Source organism: Selenomonas ruminantium subsp. ruminantium ATCC 12561 (assembly GCF_000424065.1).
Classification (GTDB): Bacteria; Bacillota; Negativicutes; order Selenomonadales; family Selenomonadaceae; genus Selenomonas_A; species Selenomonas_A ruminantium.
This window is the reverse complement of the sequence record NZ_AUJE01000004.1, coordinates 99,553-120,047: the sequence shown is the minus strand read 5'-3', so window position 1 is coordinate 120,047 and position 20,495 is coordinate 99,553. Positions and strand designations below refer to the sequence as shown.

General features: G+C 47.6%; 19 protein-coding genes. 14 read left to right on the top strand and 5 right to left on the bottom strand.

What is annotated here, in order from left to right; genetic code table 11:
* Positions 1 to 16 precede the first annotated feature (16 nt).
* The 10 genes from G598_RS16910 (at position 17) to gyrA (ending at position 11,472) form a co-directional block, all read left to right on the top strand.
* Entirely contained in the window at positions 17 to 877 is an 861-nt protein-coding gene (locus tag G598_RS16910) for a CpaE/TadZ family protein (RefSeq protein WP_051179871.1), read from the top strand.
* A 6-nt stretch (positions 878 to 883) separates the two neighbouring features.
* The gene (locus G598_RS0103330; protein ID WP_026765744.1) at positions 884 to 1,999 is read left to right on the top strand and encodes a CpaE/TadZ family protein; all 1,116 of its coding nucleotides are present in this window, start codon (positions 884 to 886) and stop codon (positions 1,997 to 1,999) included.
* Between the two features lie 5 nt (positions 2,000 to 2,004).
* Positions 2,005 to 2,961 (top strand): type II secretion system F family protein, encoded by a 957-nt coding sequence (locus G598_RS0103325; RefSeq protein ID WP_051179869.1) that lies wholly within the window; start codon positions 2,005 to 2,007, stop codon positions 2,959 to 2,961.
* A gap of 49 nt (positions 2,962 to 3,010) precedes the next feature.
* Positions 3,011 to 3,199, top strand: a complete 189-nt coding sequence (locus G598_RS0103320; protein WP_026765742.1) for a Flp family type IVb pilin — start codon at positions 3,011 to 3,013, stop codon at positions 3,197 to 3,199.
* 105 nt (positions 3,200 to 3,304) lie between these two features.
* Positions 3,305 to 3,733, top strand: a complete 429-nt coding sequence (locus G598_RS0103315) for a TadE/TadG family type IV pilus assembly protein (protein WP_157833260.1) — start codon at positions 3,305 to 3,307, stop codon at positions 3,731 to 3,733.
* Between the two features lie 243 nt (positions 3,734 to 3,976).
* A complete protein-coding gene (locus G598_RS0103310) occupies positions 3,977 to 5,326 on the top strand; it encodes a TadA family conjugal transfer-associated ATPase (RefSeq protein ID WP_037363123.1) in 1,350 nt (449 codons plus the stop codon).
* Between the two features lie 12 nt (positions 5,327 to 5,338).
* Positions 5,339 to 6,319, top strand: a complete 981-nt coding sequence (locus G598_RS16905; RefSeq protein WP_051179866.1) for a type II secretion system F family protein — start codon at positions 5,339 to 5,341, stop codon at positions 6,317 to 6,319.
* 28 nt (positions 6,320 to 6,347) lie between these two features.
* Complete coding sequence (locus G598_RS0103300; protein ID WP_026765739.1) at positions 6,348 to 7,142, top strand: hypothetical protein; 795 nt, start codon at positions 6,348 to 6,350, stop codon at positions 7,140 to 7,142.
* 13 nt (positions 7,143 to 7,155) lie between these two features.
* Positions 7,156 to 8,907 (top strand): TadE/TadG family type IV pilus assembly protein, encoded by a 1,752-nt coding sequence (locus tag G598_RS0103295; RefSeq protein WP_026765738.1) that lies wholly within the window; start codon positions 7,156 to 7,158, stop codon positions 8,905 to 8,907.
* A gap of 135 nt (positions 8,908 to 9,042) precedes the next feature.
* Complete coding sequence (gene gyrA, locus G598_RS0103290) at positions 9,043 to 11,472, top strand: DNA gyrase subunit A (RefSeq protein ID WP_026765737.1); 2,430 nt, start codon at positions 9,043 to 9,045, stop codon at positions 11,470 to 11,472.
* A gap of 82 nt (positions 11,473 to 11,554) precedes the next feature.
* On the opposite strand, the gene G598_RS0103285 is transcribed toward gyrA, so the two are convergent.
* Positions 11,555 to 12,796, bottom strand: a complete 1,242-nt coding sequence (locus G598_RS0103285; RefSeq protein ID WP_211221487.1) for an NAD(P)-dependent malic enzyme — start codon at positions 12,794 to 12,796, stop codon at positions 11,555 to 11,557.
* A 231-nt stretch (positions 12,797 to 13,027) separates the two neighbouring features.
* Positions 13,028 to 14,323: an LCP family protein gene (locus G598_RS0103280; RefSeq protein ID WP_026765735.1), complete on the bottom strand. Its 1,296-nt coding sequence runs from the start codon at positions 14,321 to 14,323 to the stop codon at positions 13,028 to 13,030.
* Positions 14,324 to 14,470: 147 nt separating this feature from the next.
* On the opposite strand from G598_RS0103280, the gene G598_RS0103275 reads away from it, so the two are divergent.
* From G598_RS0103275 to G598_RS16900, 4 genes are all read left to right on the top strand, one after another.
* Positions 14,471 to 14,935 (top strand): CYTH domain-containing protein, encoded by a 465-nt coding sequence (locus G598_RS0103275; protein WP_026765734.1) that lies wholly within the window; start codon positions 14,471 to 14,473, stop codon positions 14,933 to 14,935.
* Positions 14,936 to 15,308: 373 nt separating this feature from the next.
* The gene (locus G598_RS0103270) at positions 15,309 to 15,989 is read left to right on the top strand and encodes an MgtC/SapB family protein (RefSeq protein ID WP_211221485.1); all 681 of its coding nucleotides are present in this window, start codon (positions 15,309 to 15,311) and stop codon (positions 15,987 to 15,989) included.
* A gap of 88 nt (positions 15,990 to 16,077) precedes the next feature.
* Complete coding sequence (locus G598_RS0103265) at positions 16,078 to 16,497, top strand: cytidine deaminase (protein ID WP_026765732.1); 420 nt, start codon at positions 16,078 to 16,080, stop codon at positions 16,495 to 16,497.
* Positions 16,498 to 16,553: 56 nt separating this feature from the next.
* A complete protein-coding gene (locus tag G598_RS16900; protein ID WP_037363078.1) occupies positions 16,554 to 17,027 on the top strand; it encodes a hypothetical protein in 474 nt (157 codons plus the stop codon).
* Positions 17,028 to 17,035: 8 nt separating this feature from the next.
* Here G598_RS16900 and G598_RS0103255 read toward each other — a convergent pair whose 3' ends face one another.
* From G598_RS0103255 to G598_RS0103245, 3 genes are all read right to left on the bottom strand, one after another.
* Positions 17,036 to 18,343: an NCS2 family permease gene (locus G598_RS0103255; protein WP_026765731.1), complete on the bottom strand. Its 1,308-nt coding sequence runs from the start codon at positions 18,341 to 18,343 to the stop codon at positions 17,036 to 17,038.
* Between the two features lie 212 nt (positions 18,344 to 18,555).
* Positions 18,556 to 19,854 carry an RNA-guided endonuclease InsQ/TnpB family protein gene (locus G598_RS0103250; RefSeq protein ID WP_026765730.1) on the bottom strand — a complete coding sequence of 433 codons (1,299 nt, stop codon included), beginning with the start codon at positions 19,852 to 19,854 and terminating at the stop codon, positions 18,556 to 18,558.
* Positions 19,802 to 20,458 carry an IS607 family transposase gene (locus G598_RS0103245; protein ID WP_026765729.1) on the bottom strand — a complete coding sequence of 219 codons (657 nt, stop codon included), beginning with the start codon at positions 20,456 to 20,458 and terminating at the stop codon, positions 19,802 to 19,804. Before G598_RS0103245 ends, G598_RS0103250 begins: the two co-directional genes overlap by 53 nt.
* Between the last annotated feature and the right edge of the window lie 37 nt (positions 20,459 to 20,495).

Sequence of the window (20,495 nt, the reverse complement as noted above, 5' to 3'; positions counted from 1 at the left end):
GGGGAGGGTTGATGAAATGGATGCAACCAGCAGTATTATCATTTCTGTTTTCAGCACTTCCTCCGGCAGTGGTAAAACCATTACGGCCATCAATCTGGCTGCAGGACTGGCAGAGGAAGGGTATCGGACATGTTTGGTAGACCTGGACTTGCAGTTTGGCGATGTTATGGGCTATTTGGATATGGTGAGTGATTTTACCATCGCCGATGCCCAAAAGGCTATACTGAAAGATGAGGAAAATTTCAAGATCGATGATTACCTGACGGAATACAAGTGTGGTGATACGGCTTTTTCCGTATTGCCACCGCCACGGGAGATAAACGATGCTTATCTGATCAGTGTGGAGGCTGTAGAGAAAATAATCAGTTCCATGAAGGGCTTTAACTTCATTGTTCTGGATTTGACCTCTGTGTTCAGCACGTTGAATCTGGCTATGCTGGATATGAGTACGGTTATCAATTTTGTGGGTGTGCTGGATTTTCTGCCGGCGGTAAAGAACTATAAAGTTGGCTATGACACATTGCTGCGCTTTGATTATGAGGAAAGTAAGATTTGTCTGGTGGAAAATCAGGCGGATTCAGACCGTTATATCAAAGCACGCGATGTAGAACGGCTCCTAGGGACGACGATTTATCATCATTTGCCCAGTGATTCCTCGGCTGTTACCTATTCTATCCGCATGGGAAAGCCGCTTATGTATTGTGTACCTTTGTCACCGCTGACACAGAGTTATTGGCAGCTGGTGGGCCGCTATACCAACCGCACCAAGAAGTCCCGTATCACGCCAATGCCGGTGGAGGAAAAGAAGGGAGCAAAGAAAATCCTTTCGTGGCTGTTTGGTGATGATGAATGGCTGACGGCGCAGAATATGAAGTAAGGGCTGGTGACCAAGGTGACTTATCGCGTAATACTTGTAGAACGGGACCCGGATTTGCTGTCCCGCATGGCGGGCATACTCAAGGCTGATAATGCATTTGATTTGGCTTCGACCTATCATGATGCGGATGTGGCCTATGGGCAGAGCAGCGTTTTTCGTCCCACCTTATTTTTGATCAATGTAGATGAACCAAGGGCTGTGGCGCTAATCCCCCGTTTTCTCAAAGGTTATCCGCAGGCGCAGGTCTTGGGCCTTATGGGACAGTGGAACTCCAATGTTGCAGAACAGCTTCTGTCTGCGGGGGCCAGTGGTTGTATTCTGAAGCCCTTCAATTCTGCCGATGTTATAGAAGCGCTGAAGATTTACAAGCGGCGGGGAAAAGCCCTGCCGACCCGTACATTGGCGTTTTTCAGTCCCAAAGGCCATTCGGGGCGTACTACCGTGGCAACCGTGCTGGCTATTGAACTGGCTAAAAAAAGTGGTGAATCTGTAGGCATTATTGATGCGGATTTGCAATTTGGAGACGTGGCTATGTTCTTTGATGCAGTACCCCGCCATAATGTGGTGGAAGCCTCGCATGATATCAATTTGCTGACACCGGCTGCGCTGGAAAATTATTTTCACCCGGTAGGCAATGGTGTTTGGATTATGAGTGGTCCGCTGCAGCCGGAACACGCTGAACTGGTAGAAGCAAACCGCCTGATTGAAGTGGTGCGTATGGCGGGTTGTTTGTTCCGCTATGTCATATTGGATTTGCCGATGGGGTTCAATCCGATTTCTTTGGCCTTGGCTGAATGTGCGGATACGGATATTCTGATTTCCATGCTGAGCAGTGGGCAGGAAGTCCGGCACATGAAGCGTTCGCTGAAAATGTTCCACATGTGGGACACTTATGGAAAGCGGGTTTACACGATGTTTTCCGGTGTGCAGAACTGTACCGAGAATCATAAGCGCAAACTGGAGGGGGAACTGGGGCGTTCTGTAACGCTGATGCTGCCGGAGGAACGGCGGATAAAAGAAGTTACGGGAAGCGGGCGGTTGATGAAAGACTTGCCGGAGGGGTCACCTTTTGTTGATGCCGTGTCCGAGTTTGCCTTTGCACTTATTGGTGACCGGAGGTGAGCGCGATGATTATTCTGGCAGCAATAATCTCTGCTTTGGCCGCTTTTTTCCTGATTCTCCTGGTGGCGGTGTATTTCCAGCATGTGCGGCGAATGAGTATTTTTTACCGCTTGCGCCGTCATCATGTGATTGAAGCTGGTCAGGTCATGGAGCAGCCCTATCTGGAGCGCATACGCCGCTGGCTGCGGAAGGCGGCGGCACCAATTGCGGAACATGGGCCGATACAAGCGTTGGATTTTCGTATGCGGCAGGCAGGAATTCCCCTGCTGGGCGGCGAATTTATGGTCTTATTAGTAGTTAGTGCCTTAGCTGCTTTTCTGATTGGCTGGATGCTGACTTTGGAGCTGGCAACGGCTTTCCTGCTGGGCGGGCTGGTCGCGGCTGCTATTTGGATATTTGTCGCCTGGCGGGCATACCGCCGCCGTAATGCCTTCACAGAGCAGCTGGGGGATTGTCTGACTACTGTCGCTAATGCCCTGCGTGCAGGCTATAGCTTTCCGCAGGCAGTCGAGGTGGTGGCCAAGGAAATGGAACCGCCCATCAGTGACGAATTCGCGCAGGTTTCCCGGGAAGTTTCCATGGGTGTGCCCTTGGAGGCGGCACTGGAGGCCATGGGCCGCCGTGTTGGCAGTGCCGATTTGGATTTGATGATAACCTCCGTGCTGATACAGCGGGAAGTCGGCGGCAATCTGGCACAGATTCTCGATAATATCGGCGATACCATTCAGGAACGGATTCGCATGAAGCGCGAGATTTTCGCCCTGACTGCACAAGGCAGATTGTCAGCATGGGTACTGCTTGTTCTTCCCTTTGTAATGGCGTTATTCATGTATATCTTTAAGCCTGAACAGCTGATGATACTGATTGATGACCCATTGGGGCGTATGGCATTGATGATTTCACTCTTTTTGGAGCTTATCGGCTATGTGGTCATTCAGAAGATTGTTCACATAGATGTATAATTTATATTATTTATATTAACCTGTTTTATCTAGAAAGGATGTGGATGATATGTTACAGCGTATTAAGATTTGGTCTGAAAAAGGTCAGGGCATTGTGGAGTATGCACTGATTCTGGCTTTTGTGGTGGCGATTGCAGTTATAGCTTTGAAGACTGATAGCGGTATGGGGCAGGCAATTCAAGCCAAATTTACGGAAGTAACGAATAAAATAAACGGTACTGGTACGACAACTCCGTAAATTATCTTATAATGAAGAATGGTTTTTAAATTAGAGAAAAGAGCTTCTTAAGATTTTGGGAAGCTCTTTTCTTCACTAATGCTATTCAGGGGGAAGGTGATGCTGATGAACAGGCAGAAAGGTCAGTCTGTAGTGGAGTTGGCTTTTGTTCTTCCTTTGATTTTTATGTTGCTCTTAAATATGATTTATGGCGGGTTTGTTTTTGCCGATTACCTGCAATACAATACTGCTGTGCGGGAAGCTGCCAGGGAAATCGCCGTTCAGAGTGATACAGATAAGCGTACTCGTCTTGTAAATATGGTGAACAGCAGCAACTCTGCGAATAAATACTATAAGCCTTTGACTAATTTGTATAATCCTGAGTTCAATGCAAATGTTGAAGAAGCGAATAATTCCACAGACATTGGTTCGGTAACTGTAACGGTGAAGTTGACACGTGATGATAATATAGCTATTCCTTTTTTACCGAAAAAACTAAACTTACAATGCACTATGCCAATAGAACCGGAGCAATCTAGTGCCGGTAATACATAGTACATAAGCATGTAGGCAATAATTGGGGATATTTTTGGTAAATGTAATGTAAAACAAGGTGGGGATGATATGTCGCTCTTAAAGCGTTTGGGCAGAACTAAAGAACAAGCGATTAAAGAAGTGGAAAATCGGGGGGCAAATCTGTCCGTAGAAAACAGGCCGGAGCAGGTAGCTGCTGGCAATGGTGTTTCACGGCCGGTGACAACCAGCAAGGTGGAAGCAAATCAGACTTATTCCCGCCTGATGGAGCAGAAAAATACAGAACAGCCGCAGATGGCTTCGGCTTTTGCGGCACGGCGTTCGGCTGTAGTGCAGATTGACCAGATTCAGCAGCTGCGTCTGGCTATTCATCGTCGTATCGTGGATGAAATGACGGTGGCGGAACAGCAGTTAATTTCCCAAGGGAAAGAAGCAAGGGAACAGATCAAGAACCTGATTGCTTCCTATCTGGAACGGGAAATGGTCAACAACAATTACAATCTGTCCCGGGCGGAACGTTTGGTGCTGGTGGACGATATCTGTGACGAACTCCTGGGTCTTGGCCCGTTGGAGCCGCTGTTGAAGGACGATTCCATTACCGAAATCATGGTCAACGGTCCCAAGGATATTTTCGTGGAGCGCAATGGCAAGCTGCTTCTCTCGGATACCCGCTTCTATGACGATAACCATTTGATGAATATTATTGAGCGTATATTGGCACCGCTGGGGCGGCGTGTTGATGAAGCCTCGCCCTTGGTCGATGCCCGTCTTTCCGATGGTTCCCGTGTAAATATCATAATCCCGCCGCTGTCTCTGATTGGGCCAACGGTCACCATTCGTAAATTCTCCCAAAAGGCACTGTCGGTAGAAAATTTGGTGGGCCTGGGAACCATGAGTGAAAAAATGGCCATCTTTTTGGAAGCCTGCGTCAAGGCGCGGCTGAATATTCTGGTGGCCGGGGGCACTGGCTCGGGCAAGACCACGACACTCAATGTCCTGTCCTCCTTTATTCCCGCCAATGAACGCATTGTTACCATTGAAGATGCGGCAGAGTTAAGGCTGCAGCAGCGTCATGTGGTCACCTTGGAATCCCGGCCAGCCAATATTGAAGGTACAGGTGCGGTGACCATTCGCGATTTGGTGCGTAATGCCCTGCGTATGCGACCTGACCGCATTATTGTCGGCGAGGTGCGTTCCGGTGAGGCCTTGGATATGCTGCAGGCCATGAATACCGGTCACGATGGTTCTATCACCACGGCTCATGCCAATAGTCCGCGAGATGTGCTGTCTCGTTTGGAAACCATGACGTTGATGGCTGGTATGGAACTGCCGGTGCGGGCGGTGCGTACGCAGATTTCTTCGGCAATCAACCTCATTATCCAGCAGTCCCGCCTGCAGGACGGCAGCCGTAAACTCACCCATATCACGGAAGTGCAGGGGATGGATGGGGATACGATTATTTTGCAGGATTTGTTCCGTTATGTGCAGGATTATTTGGACGATAAGGGCAAATCTGTAGGGCATTTTGAGGCTTCGGGCTTTCGCCCCACCTTTATGGATAAATTCCGCACCCATGGTATAGAGTTGCCGCAAGATCTTTTTCAAAAAGGGTAAGGGGGCGTATTTATGATTTTGCTATTATCGGCATTGGTAACGGTACTGGTTATGGCCGTGCTGTTTCTGTTATTTTATGCCGCCCGCCGTCCGCAGATGCAGACCCGTCAGCATTTGGAGCGCATGATTGCAGAGGCCGAAGCCCAGCGCATGGCGGCTAAACAGCAAAAGACCAAAGGTGTGCTGGCGGCAGGCAAGGCTGCTGACTATCATTATTTGCGTGAGCAATCCTTCAAGGAACGCATTATCCGCCCGCTGGTGAGTTCGGTGGAAAATTGGCTGATGAAGTTTGCCCCAAGAGAAATGCGCAATATGCTGGAAGGCATGCTGATGCACCTTGGCGTGCAGGAAAAATGGGGAATCAATCGTCTGGCGGCTGGTTGGGTGCTGTGTGTAGCGCTGGGCGCGATACTGGCCTTGTTTAGTATATCTGCATTGTCCCCCTTGCAGGTTCCTCAGCAACTTGCCATAATGATTTTGGGGGTAGTGCTAGGGGCGGTAATTCCGTTTCTGCTGTTACAGTCGGCTATCCAGCGGCGCAAAGAGACGCTAAGACGACAGTTGCCGGAGTTTTTGGATTTTCTTTGTGTCAGTGTGCAGGCAGGGTTGTCCTTTGATGGTGCGGTAGCGAAAATCGTCAATCGGATGAAAGGCCCGCTGCCCGATGAATTCCGGCGAATGCTGCGCGATATGGGGCTGGGCATGGACAGACAGCGAACCCTTACCCAGCTGGCCAAGCGTTGCGACTTGGAAGAACTATATCTGTTTACCGCATCGGTGATTCAGGCTGAGCATTTGGGCACGAGCATGTCCAGAACCTTGAAGATTCAGGCGGATAATATGCGTGACCGGCATCGGCAGGCAGTACGGGCAATGGCGCTCAAGGCACCGGTAAAGATTATTTTTCCAATGGTCTTGTTTATCTTTCCGGCGATTTTTGTAATCGTGGTTTTCCCGTCGGCACTGATTTTGCTTAAATCGTTGAATCGATAGGATTGACTGATGAACGGAGGTGAGCCAAATGCTGAGAAAATTGCAGAAAATTTTGCGGGGCGAAAAAGGGCATTCCTTTGTTGAATGGGCACTCGTGGCACTTTTTGTGGTAGGAATTGTCTATATGTTCCGCAATGCCCAAATCCTTCCGCAGGTAAGCAATGCCTATAACGGTGTGGGCAGTTATCTAAGCAGTACGCCCACCTCAGAGCAGGCTATTAATAAGTATGGGGCTTTGTCCAATTCGGAGCTGCGGGAGGCCGTGTCGAATCAAGAGCGCATCGCGATGGACGATGCTACTTTGCGGAATATAGCGGGGGCTTTTTTGGGTAAGACACAGACTGAGATTAGAGCGATGTTGATGAGTCAACCTAATTGGAATGCAAAATATGATCGTAATGCATTAAATCAGGGAACTTTACTCTTTGACTACTATATCAACAGTACAGGTGACGGGGAAAACGGGAGTGTTAAGACAAGGTTTGATAATGGTGTAGTGGCTAAGGATAATCTGGTCAATTGGATGCAGGGAAACTATACGCAATATCCATCAACACAAAAGCAGATGGAGTCAGACAACCGGTATTTTTTCTCGGATGACCTCATTTACACGCAGGGAGTCTATAATCATGCGATAATAGAAACTAATAAAAAGGATAGCTATGCTGTTAGTGTTCGTTGTGCTTTTGAATTTGATAAAACTACTGGTAAAGCTAAGGCTATCCAAATATGGGCTACGCGTAATGCGCAGGCTAAAGATGGAAGCTGGATTCGCGATATGACACAGGGCATAAACGGAGACATGAGTATCAGGGTAGAATAAGGGGGGGATTATCATGAGAGGAAAGCAGGCAGAGAAAGGCACGGTGATTGTCTTTTTTGCTCTCATGCTGCCTTTCTTGATTCTTTTTGCAGGCATGGCGATTGATATTGGGCGTAGTTACCTGCATAAATCCTATATGCAGAATGCAGCCGATATGGCAGCTTTAGCTGGGGTGGAAAAAGTCAGCGGCAAGAAAGCCAGCCTGATAGCAGTAACGGATGTACCGGCTCTTGGTCAATTGACTACAGCTGCGTCCAGTAGGAATGCAGATGCTGAAGCCGATAAGTTTTTGACGCTGGATAATGATGGAAAATGGAAAACAGGCAGAAGCAATGTTACTACGGAACTACGTAAGGAAAGTAATGCTTCGCAAAATAAAACGCCCAATAATCCCTTATTGAAAAAATGGGCACCGGATTATTATAATAACAATGGTTCGAATTATTACTATAAAGTAGAACTTACGGACGATATGGATTTTCCCTTCGCGAAAATGTTTCTGCCGGAAGTCTTGATGCCTACAGATTGGAAGGTGAAGGTTGAAGCCTGGGCAAAGAGTAAAAACGATGGTGGAGATAATGGTTCTCCCTTGGCGGGAATTGACCTGTTGACACAGATGAAAGAAGTGGAGGATTCGCATACCTTTTCCACATTTCAGGAATGGGAACAAAACACTAAAGTACCAGCGGGGTATAATGGAAATCGAAATCAATATGTTAAGGAAATTAGTTTTACCAATAAGGGGCCTGCTTATAAGGCAGATGGTACCCGGTCAGAAATCTTTGATATGGATGGCACGGCAAGTATAAATAACAATTTGAGAAGTCTGCTGATCAATTATAAGCCTGATTTTTCATCTAAACAGCAGTTTACTAATAATTGGGATCTCGATATGCTCGATAATGATCCTGCGGTGGCTAGAGATTATATTTATAAACTGGGGATGCAACTTACCAATTGGCGAATTATCGATGAGGTAGGAGGGCACAGTGAAGATAAAGAGGGGGGATACAGTTTATGGGGGAAATTTTATGATAGATTGGTAAGCATATTTGGTGAACCAACGGCAAAAAAGTTAGTTTATTCTCGGATAGCGTCCATTGTCAATGTCGTAGAACCTTATGCTGTGCGTAATTTGAACCAGTTGCCGGCATCCGAAATATCCTATGATGTGTACACAGATGAGCCAAACGTTATTGACCCGCTGTTTGTTCGTTTGGAAAGTGAAGAATATAATACCAGTGGAGGTCTCGGATGGGTAACCAATACCGTGCGTGATATCAGCATCAATATCAAGGCCGATAATACCGAAAAAGATATGTATGGAGATTATAAATATCGCCCCATGATATTCTTCTATGACGGCCCGGTGGGAGAAGATGAAGATAACGATGGAATAGGGGAGCGCGGTAAAGGGCGTAAGTCCAGAACAGTAATGTTGACTTTGGAAGAAGACTTCCGTGGGATTTTATTTGCTCCCAACAGTCCGGTTCATGTGGAAGGCAACGGGCATAAGTTCCAGGGGATAATCATAGCGGAGAAGTTTGTGGATGCCAATGGCAATACGATTGAAACCCCCAGTTCTTCAGGGTTAGACTATTCCTCATTGAATCCGGCAGTGGCGGCAAGGTTCCAGTCCTTTTATGCAGAGCTGGGATTTAGTGAAGCAAAATACGATGACTTTAGAGCTGTAAGGTTGAATGTCTATAACAATCCGAATATGGATGTGGCTTATACGACAGATCGCTCCGGAGTAACCATATAAAACAAAAATGTCTGTCAACGCTTATTTTATGGGCGTTGATGGACTTTTTTGTGTAAAAATGGTATAATAAGAAGCTAGTAATTTTGCTTAGATTTCAGTTGATATTAGTGATAAATAAGATTTTGAGGTGAGATTGTGGAGTTTGAACAGGGAAAAATCGTCCCCGTTAATCTGGAACACGAGATGAAGAACTGCTACATCGACTATGCGATGAGCGTTATCGTGGCTCGTGCCCTGCCGGATGTCCGGGATGGTTTGAAGCCGGTACACCGCCGTATACTCTATGCTATGCAGGAAGCAGGTATGGGGTCCGGCAAGCCCTACAAGAAGTCGGCGCGTATCGTCGGCGAAGTTTTGGGTAAATATCATCCGCATGGTGATACGTCCGTTTATGATGCCATCGTCCGCATGGCGCAGGATTTCTCCATGCGCTATATGCTGGCTGACGGTCACGGCAACTTCGGTTCCGTAGATGGTGACCCGGCCGCTGCTATGCGTTATACGGAAGTCCGTATGTCCAAGATTTCCGAGCTTATGCTGCAGGACATTGACAAGGAAACGGTAGATTTCGTTCCCAACTATGATGAGTCCTTGAAGGAACCGGCAGTATTGCCGTCCAAGTTCCCGCAGCTCTTGGTCAATGGTACTTCTGGTATCGCCGTAGGTATGGCGACCAATATCCCGCCGCACAATATGCGGGAAGTCATTGATGGCACGCTGATGCTCATTGATAATCCGGATACGACCATTGAGGAACTCATGACGGCCATCAAGGGGCCGGATTTCCCGACGGCAGGTCTTATCCTGGGCAAAGAGGGTATCAAGCAGGCCTATATGACGGGGCGCGGCATCATCAAGATGCGGGCCAATGCCCATATTGAAACCATGAGCAACGGCAAGCCGCGTATCGTCGTTACGGAACTGCCGTATCAGGTCAACAAGGCGCGTCTTATCGAAAAGATTGCCCAGCTGGTGCGTGATAAGCAGATTGAGGGCATTACGGACTTGCGGGATGAATCGGACCGTAATGGTATGCACATCGTTATCGACCTGCGCCGCGATGCCAACGCCAATGTTATCCTGAACCAGCTCTTTAAGCACACGCAGCTGCAGGACAGCTTTGGCGTGATTATGTTGGCTTTGGTTGATGGAAAACCGCAGGTATTGAACCTCAAGCAGGTGCTCCATTACTACATCAAGCATCAGGAAGAGGTCATCACCCGCCGTACGCAGTACGAACTGAAGAAGGCCGAAGCCCGCGCCCATATCCTGGAAGGTTTGACGATTGCCCTCGACCATCTGGATGCCGTTATTACGACCATCCGCGAGAGCCGCACGGCGGATATCGCCAAGGAAGCCTTGATGACAGGCTTCAAGCTTTCCGATAAACAGGCACAGGCCATCCTCGACCTCCGTCTCCAGCGCCTGACCGGTCTGGAACGGGAAAAGATTGAGGAAGAATATCAGGAAACCTTGAAGGCTATCGAAGAATTCAAGGCCATCCTTGCCGACAATCAGAAAATCCTGAATATCATCAAGGAAGAACTCACGGCTGTGAAGGAGAAGTACGGTGATGACCGCCGCACGAAACTTACCATTGACACTTCGGAAATCGATGTGGAAGACCTCATCGCCGAGGAAGATGTGGTGATTACCCTCACCCATAACAACTACATCAAGCGTATGCCGCTCGATACCTACCGTCGTCAGAACCGCGGTGGCAAGGGCATCAAGGGCATGGGCACGAAGGAAACGGATTTTGTGGAAAATCTCCTGATTACCACAACCCATCATACCATCCTGTTCTTCACGACCCGCGGCCGCGTATACAGCCTGAAAGCTTACGAGATTGCCGAATCCAGCCGCACGGCCAAGGGAACGGCCATCATCAATCTCCTGCAGCTTGACCAGGACGAGAAGATTACGGCGGTTATTCAGGTCAAGGGCTTTGACCCGGATAGATACCTCTTTATGGCAACTCGCAAGGGTATCGTGAAGAAGACGTCCCTGTCTGAGTTCAGCAACCTGCGCAAGAACGGCCTTAACGCCATCAACCTCGATGATGATGACGACCTCATGGGCGTTAAATTCACCGATGGCGAAAGCTATCTGATGCTGGGTACGAAGCTCGGTAAGGCGATTGCCTTCTCTGAAGATGATGTCCGCTCTATGGGCCGCATGGCGCGTGGGGTCAAGGGCATTACCCTGTCTGATGGTGATGAAGTCGTTGGCATGGATATCCTCGTGCGCAATGCCGAAGTCCTGACCGTTACGGAATGCGGCTATGGCAAGCGCACCAGCACCGATGAATATCGTGCGCAGACTCGTGGCGGTAAGGGCCTTATCAACATGAAGGTCACGGAAAAAACCGGCCAGGTAGTAGGCATCAAGGTTGTTCGTCCGGAACATGAACTCATGCTCATTACCACCGATGGCATCGTCATCCGCACCAACGTATCCGATATCTCCGTCATCAGCCGTAACACGCAGGGCGTCAAGCTCATGACTACGGCGGAAAATGACAAGGTAGCATCTATGGCAACCTTGGTGCAGAAGGAAGACTAATATTTTCGTATGCTGTCATAGAATTTGATAAAAAATACCGATTGAATCAACATCGCAATGCTGATTCAATCGGTATTTTTATTTATGCGTTTTGATTTTGTAAGAGTTCCCGTGTATGTGCGGCAACCATTTCCGGTGTCATATCGCGGTTGCGGGCTACGCCGGTTTTGCGGGCGGCTTTGGCCACGGCGGCGGCAACGGTTGGTGCAACTTCCGGGTTGAAGGGGCTGGCGATGATGTGTTCTTCATCGAGTTCAGCAGGGCTTATGAGAGAAGCGATGGCCTGTGCTGCAGCCATCTTCATTTCCTCGTTGATGGTGCTGGCCTGAACATCCAGCGCCCCACGGAAGATACCGGGGAAGGCCAGCAGGTTGTTGACCTGATTGGGGAAGTCGGAACGTCCAGTGCAGACGATTCGTGCGCCGGCTTCTTTGGCCAGATGGGGCAGGATTTCCGGTTCGGGATTGGCCATGCCCATGACGATGGCATCTTTCTTCATGGTGCGCACCATATCCGGAGTTACACAGCCTGCCACGGAAACGCCGATAAAGACATCAGCCTTGCGGATAACGGCATTCAACGGGCCTGCTTCATGACCGGGATTGGTGATTTTCGCAATGTCTTCCTTATAGGGATTCATGCCATTGGGGCGGCCATCATAGATGGCACCACGGGAGTCACAAAGAATGATATTGCGCCCGCCGGCACGGTGAATCAGGCGGGTGATAGCTTGCCCGGCAGCACCTGCACCATTGATGACGAATTTTGCTGTGGCAAAATCCTTGCCTACGATTTTGAAGGCGTTGATCAAGGCAGAAACCACCACAATGGCCGTGCCATGCTGGTCATCATGGAATACGGGAATATCCAGCGTCTTTTTTAGTTCTTTTTCAATATCAAAGCACTGCGGAGCTTTGATGTCCTCAAGGTTAATTCCACCGAAGGTAGGTGCCATAAACTGTACTGCTTTGATAACCTGAATGGGGTCCTGTGCGTCCAGACAGATGGGCACGGCATCCACGCCGGCAAATGCCTTGAAGAGTACGGCCTTTCCTTCCATTACGGGCAGACCTGCCATTGCGCCGATATTACCCAGGCCCAGTACCGCAGTACCATTGGTCACGACGGCTACCATATTGCCCTTGCTGGTATACGCATAAGCCTTGCGCGGGTCATCTTTGATGGCCAGACACGGTGCGGCTACACCCGGGGTATAAGCGAGGGTTAAATCTTCAGCGGATTTCAGAGGAACTTTGCTATGGACAGCAAGTTTTCCTTGATTATTTTTATGCAGCTCTAAAGCTTTTTCATTTACGTTGCTCATAATAAAACGTCCTTCCTTGTATACTTATCATGTTGTGGTTTACGTTTTTTATCAATTTCCGGCGTACAGATATATAAAGTGTAATATATACATTATAAACTACTTACGGGAAAAGACAAATATAAAATATTGATAGATACAATAACTAAAAGGTATAGTAAATATAGCAAAGACCGCTGCCTATTCTGTGCAAGAGCAGAATAAAATAGCGGTCTTTTGGTTTATTTTGTGTCAGCGGGACTTGCTTATCCCTGCACTAGGGGTTGGCGGGGCCGTAGAATCGTCGCTGCGGGGGCTGCTGTTGTCCGTAGTGGGAGTAGTCTGGGAACGAGCGGGACGGTCAATTTCCTCACGGCTGCTTCGTTCGGAACGTTCCTCACGGTCTTCACTGCGGGAACGTTCTGTGCGTTCAACCTTTTTGTCTTCGCTGCTGCGTTTCTCTTTGTCCACAGTTTCTTCTCTGCGGCGGTTTCTGCTGCTGTCGGAAGCTTTGGCACGGCCGATGGAGGTATCGCTGGCTGGAACTTCACTGGCACCGGCAGGAATACTGTTTTCATATTCGCGGATATCCGCTTCCATCTTGGTCTTGTACTTGCCGCTCAGGGATACGCCCAGCGTATCGGCTACGGTCAGACGCAGCTTATTCAAATCGGGAATCCAATAACTTATACCCTCGATATAGAGCGGCTTGCCGGGAACCATATCGGTTTTCAGGCCATTGTGCTTGGACTCTTTCAATGTTCCGGCGAATTCTAAAAGCTGACGGACAGAAAGGTCGGTTTCAATGGAGTCCATAACTTCCTTGATTACAGCAGGCAGCTTGGGAATGATTGTCGGAGATACGAGTTTTTCCATGAAAGCCCGCACAAAATCCTGCTGGCGGCGGATACGGCCCAGGTCTCCTTCTTCATCGCGGTAGCGTACATAGGTTACGGCTTTTGCGCCGTCCATATGCTGCATTCCGGGATGGAAATCAATAATAAGGCCGCCATCGTCGTCCCAGGGGTCTTCATAGTGCATGCGTTTGGGAACATCGATATCAATGCCGCCAACGGCATCGATAATTTTCTTGAAGGATTTGGTATTGATGATAATGTAGTGGTCTACGTTGACACCCAAAAGATTTTCTACCGTTTCCTGAGAAAGTCTTTCCTTGCCATAGGCATAGGCGGCATTTACCTTGTCAAAACCGTGTCCCTTGATTTTTACGCGGGTATCGCGGGGCACAGACAGTAGGGAGGCCTGATTGGTCTTGGGGTCGATGGAGGCAATCATCAGGGTGTCACTGCGGCCTACATCATCTTCGCGCTCATCTACCCCCATAATCATAATCGTGGCTTTATCTTTAGCGGTAATCAGTTCCTCACTTTGCTTTTTTTCCACAGGCTTTTCCGTAAGACTATTGCTGGCAAAATAAGCGCCGCCTAGAGCTGCACCCAAAAAGATGAACAGCATCAGTACCCAAAGCCAAATACGGCGTTTTTTATTGGTCTTGCGGGGCGGAATATTGGAATCTTGCAAAATCATACCCTCATTTCTTCAAAAATTTTATGTAATATCAACTATTGTAGCATATATTTATTATAAACTAATTAAGTATAACAAACAAATCTGAAAAAAGCGAGGAAATAAGAAAAAAATGTTACAATATAAGATATAAAGGAGTTGATGGATATGGCGAAAGAAATTGAACGTAAATTTTTGGTGAAGGATAATTGGCAGCCGCAGGCAGCAGGGATAACAATAGCCCAAGGGTATTTGTCCACTGTGCCCGAGCGGACGGTCAGAGTGCGGATAAAGGGCGATAAAGGCTATCTGACCATCAAGGGGAAGAATCAAGGCATCAGCCGGGCGGAGTTTGAATACGAAATCCCTCTTGCTGATGCAGAAGAACTATTGAAACTGGCTGAACAGCCGATTCTGTCTAAGGTGCGTTATTTGGAACAGCATGGAAATCGTCTCTGGGAAATTGATGTGTTTGCTGGTGAAAATCAAGGGCTGGTGGTGGCAGAAGTGGAACTTCCGGACGAAGGCGCGGACTTTTCCCGTCCGGTTTGGCTGGGACAGGAAGTTTCTGGTGATGTCCGCTACTACAATGCAAACTTAATAAAAAATCCATTTTCCCTGTGGAAAAAGTGATATTTTGTAACGTTATACACAGTTTAAGATTTATCCACAGGATTTTGGAGAAATTATGGGGATAAATGCACAAAATATAGCTGAACAGTCTTTGTCAAGCTGAATATATGGGGTTATCCACGGATTTATCCACATTATCCACAGATTGTGGTTAGAATAAAATAAACAATATACACATGACGCTTATATATTATAGTAGGAAACAGAAAATCATAAATGTTATGTGCATACTTATCCACAGTTGTGGATTAATATGTGGATAAATTGTTACTTTGTATACAGAGTTTCCCATAGACATGCAGGATTTTTGCTTTGCGGCGCGAATTTATACAAGAATAAAGCATGGTTATATCTGGAAAAGAGGTGAGGAATCATGCTGTCGGAGTGGGAACTATTCCTAAGGCTGGTTCTCTCCTGTGTCTTAGGCGGGATAATTGGCTATGAACGTCAATCCCGCAGAAAATCGGCGGGATTACGTACAAATGTGTTGGTGTGTCTGGGTTCCTGTCTGATTATGGTCATGTCTGTGGAAATGTATCAGGAAGTAGAAGGTAAGACGAATGCCGACCCGGCAAGGCTGGCGGCTCAGGTGGTCAGCGGCATCGGTTTCTTGGGAGCTGGTGCGATTATGAAGGAAGGGCTGTCGGTTACCGGTCTTACTACTGCAGCCTGTCTTTGGGTGGTAGCTGGTGTTGGTTTGGCGGTCGGTGCCGGTTTTTATGCAGGGGCACTGATCAGTACGGCGTTGGTTTTTGTAACCTTGGGAAGTCTTTCCCGTTTGGATGACTGGGTTGACCATGAAAAAAATCTCTCGCTCAATATACATACGGTGGACAGGCCAGGGCAGCTTATGCGAATAAGCCGTTGTCTGGAAGATTTGCAGCTGCGGGTGCGAGGCGTTAAGGTCAAGGCTGATGAGGATGAAGTGGACGATAACGGCGAAAAAAGCATGTATATTGATTTGGAGATTTTCAACAAGCAAAGTATCAAGAGCATCATCATCGTCGATGCTGTGCGACAGATTGACGGGGTTATCCGGGTAGATGTGGTTTGATAATTTTTTTGCTTGTGCACAAGGATTTTTTCTCTTGAATGGGGAATAGTAACGGTAGATGATGGAGTCTAAGAAGGAGTGAACGATAATGAATCCAGAGATTATTGATACGATGGTGCGGGCGGCCATGCAGGTGATGGATAACGCCTATGTGCCCTATGGGAAGGCTGCTATCGGTGCTTGCGTACTGGCTAGTGACGGCACATTCTATACGGGCTGCAACATCGAAAATGCCATTCCCCGCTTGTCGGTTTTTGCGGAGGAAGTGGCGATGTACCGAGCGGTGGCTGATGGCAAGCGGGAATTTGATGCGATTGCCATTATCGCGGATACGGAAGAGCCCTTTGTTCCCAATGGCGCTGTCTGCCAGCTGCTCGCAGAATTCAATGTTCCCGAAATCATTATGACCAATATGGATGGCGTGGTAAAGACGGCCAAGCTCACAGAGCTTATGCCTTATGCCAGGGCGCCGATGGATAATGCTCTGCGTCCCGTAGACGAGGAGTAAAATTAAAGTTATGCCCCCTTTCTTTCGATATATTAAGAAAGAAAGGGGGCATTTTTATGTCGCAGATGGGATTGGAAACACTTTTGGCCTTGCAGAAGCTGGCCGATAAGTCTTATAAACGTACAAATACCAGCAAGGAGAAGGAAACGAAGGCTGAGGAAAGTTATAAGGATGTATGGGATAAGGTCAAAAAAGAACAGGAAGAATGGGACAAGACGCTTAATGAATACGATTTGACGAAGTATAAGCTGGGGCTGGTGGACAGTTTTTGGGCCGACAGCCGCCGCAAGACACAGGATTATCTGTACAGCTATTATAAACGCCAGCAGAGAAGCCTGAATCAGCAGGCGATTAATGAAGTGGCCCAGAATATCGCCTGGTTGAACCAGCTCAATAACAGCGGGCTGTTAAATGGCAGTATCGATACGGAAACGGCGCAGGCAACGGGTAAGGCCCTGACTGCAGCCTTGCAGGCTGCAGTGCTGACCAGCATAAGGAACTTTCAGGTCAATTCGTTTTTAGGCATTTGAAGTTGTATTTAGGCTCGCATAATCAGGTTAATTAAGAATGCCAGGCTGATTACGCCCATAACCCAGCTGACTTCTTTATACCTTCCTGTACATACCTTCAGCACAACATAGCTGATAAAGCCAAAGGCAAAGCCGCTGGCGATGCTGTAGGTAAGTGGCATCATAATGATGGTCAGAAAGGCCGGGACACCATCGGTGAGGTCGGAAAAATCAATGTCTTTGACGGAAGAAATCATCAAAGCACCGATGAGAATCAGCGCAGAGGCTGTCGCATAGCTGGGCACCAAGGCAATCAGTGGAGCAAAGAGCAGCAGGGAGAGGAAGCCCAGTGCCGTGACAACAGCGGTAAGACCCGTGCGGCCGCCGGCTTCAATACCCGTAGCACTTTCCAGATAGGTGGTTACGGTGGAGGTTCCTACAAACGCACTGCCAATTGTAGCGAAGGCGTTCATGGTCAGCGCCTTGTTGAGGCCGGGAATTTCTCCGTCCTCCTGCACCATATTGGCCCGGCGGGTAAGACTGATAAGCGTGCCGATATTATCGAACAGTTCCACCATGGTGAAGGTGAAGATGATGGAGATTATCCCATAATTCCAAGCACCTGCAATATCGAACTGGACGAAGGAACCGCTCACCGAGGGAATATCGAAGCTGATAATATCGTTGATGCCGTGGGGAATGGGAGAATACCCCAGGGCCATGGAGAGCAGCGTGGTCACGCCAATACTGATGAGGATAGCTCCCTGCACGCCACGCACCATGAGAATAATCGTGAGCGCTAGCGTAAACATCGCAAAGACAGGCGCCGGTTGGGTAACATCACCGAGCGCGACAAAGGTTGACGGGTCAGATTGCAGGACACCGGCATTTTTGAGTCCGATAAAGGCGATAAACAGGCCGATACCGACTGTGATGGCCGCTTTGAGCGTATCTGGTACGGCATGAATGATGGCTTTCATGATGCCGCCACAGGTTAAAAGCAAAAATACGATACCCGAAAAGAAGACGGCGCCGAGGGCTACTGTCCAGTGCAGGTGCAGGCTGCCGCAGACGTAATAGGAAAAGAAGGCCGCAAGACCAAGTCCGGGGGCAAGAGCCACTGGGTAATTGACCAGTACACCCATAAAGAGGGTGGAAACGGCGGTAATCAGAATGGTAGCGGCGATGGATGCTTCCTGGGGAACTCCAGCATCCGTGAGCATGTGGGGAATGACAAAAACAATATAAGCCATGGCAATGAACGTGGTCAGCCCGGCAAAAATTTCTGTGCGTACCGAAGTATTCCGGTCACGCAGCTTAAACAGGCGGTCTAGCATAACTCCGTTACTGAAAACTTACAAAAAGTTATAAATTTTCATAAGAAAAGCTAACTTTTACGTTTCATTCCTCATTCTTTCCTCGAAAGAGGTATTTCGCATCCGCTTTTGCCGTCCCGAAGAACAGGCTAATCACGTTTGATGTAATGCTCCAGAGGCTTAAATTCCCGACTAACGAATCGGTACATATCTGCATTGACTTGTTGGTGTCTTTATGCAGATTTAGATAGTTCCACTTCTCCATAGCGTTCAAGATTCAACGCCGCCTGGAAATCACGGTCTATCACATTACCACAATGCGGGCAGACATAAGTTCTGTCTGACAGCTTCAGGTCTTTATTTACATATCCGCATTCAATACAAGTCTTAGAACTAGGGTACCAGCGGTCAGCAATAACCACGGGAATTTTTGCCCAATGCGCCTTGTATTCAATCTGTCTGCGGAATTCATAAAGATTCTGTTCCTGCAACTTCTCAGACAGGTGCTTATTCTTCATCATCCCCTGCACATTCAGGTCTTCAAGGCATATAAACCTTGGCTTTCGGTTTATAATCGTTCTCGTCGCCTGATGTACATGATTGACTCTGACGTTTGCCAGCCTGTGATTTATTCGTAAAAGTTGTTTTTCACTTTTTATAAGGTTGCTTGTTTTGCAGTAACTATCTCCTTTCTTATTCATCTGGTATTTACGAGATACCTGACGCTGCAACCTGCGCCGTTTCTTTTTGAGTTTTTTTATTGTATGGGACTTATTGATATTTTTGACTACTGTGGAGTCCGAGATTATCGCTAAGTCCTTGATACCTAAATCAATACCAACTCCCTCGGTGTAGGGACGTTTCGGCTGTTTGCGGACAAATTTTAGCCCTCGCATTGGCTTTAACTTATGCTTGACTACAAAGCCAATTCCCAGCCACCAGTTTTCACCGTCAAAAGTTATTCGCGGTTGGGTGTATTTCATACCAACAGGAATTCTGCCCTTTTCGGCAAGCCTTATCCAGTTGAGCCGTTGACGGTTCTTTTTCTTGCTGCCCGCAATACTCTCCAGTTTGACATGTGTATTGGTGAACTGAATCTTTACATTGTCCTGATAGAAACGAAAGTCGCCATTCTTTTTGCTTCTGAATTTTGGGTGCCCGTTCATATCATAGGCTGTTGGTTTCTTGTCAATACGAGCAAGATAAGCCAATTTTTTAGGGCTATACTTGATATATCCAGGCTGTTTCTGTTTACGAAAGAAGTTCTTATATGCTATACACAAGTCCTTAATAGCCTGCTTAGTGACATTGTTGGATATGTCCAGCAACCAAGGTTTTTCTCCTGAATTTCGCAGAACAGTGAATTCTTTGCGGAGGTCATAATCACTCTGAAGTTTTCTGCCTTCCCAAAAATTATTCATCTGCTTATCTAAAGCCCAGTTATAGGCAAACCTCGAAGCTCCCGCAAACTGAAACAGTTTAGCTTTCTGTTTGTTGTTCGGCAACAGCCGTATTCTGACCGACTTTATCATCTGAATCACCACCAACTAATTCCTGAATCATCTTCTTCGCCTTATGTGCCCACTTTCCTTGGAGTTTACAGCTAAACACTGTAATTATTTGCACCAAGTCCTCGACAAGTTCTTGTTGCTCGCTTTTTTGTGTAGTATCGACTATTTCTATCTTGCAGCCATGTATAGCGGCAATAGTTTCGATAAGCTCAAAACCAAAGCGTAAAAGCCTGTCCTTATAAAGGATAACTACCTTCTCGGCCTGATTAGACTCAATCCTGCGAATAAGGTCTTGTAAACCTTTCTTCTTGTAATTGATTCCAGAACCAACGTCAATGATTATTTCAAAGGGCTGCCCCTGTGCGTATAGATATGTTCTCAGATTTTCTATCTGTCGCTCAAGGTCGTCTTTTTGCTTGGGACTTGATACTCTGCAATAGCCGATAACTTTTTTAGGAGCCGTTTGAATGCCCGTCACAGCATTTAATTGGTCTTCTGAGTAATATCTGTAGCCGTTTGACGAAGTGTGATGAGGATGGAGTTTTCCGCTCCTGTCCCAATTTCTCAGGGTTTGCGGGGTGACTCCGACGATTTTAGCAAACTTGTTGATAGTATAGTATTCCAAGTTCATCACCTCAATACTATTGTATCAATACGTTGTA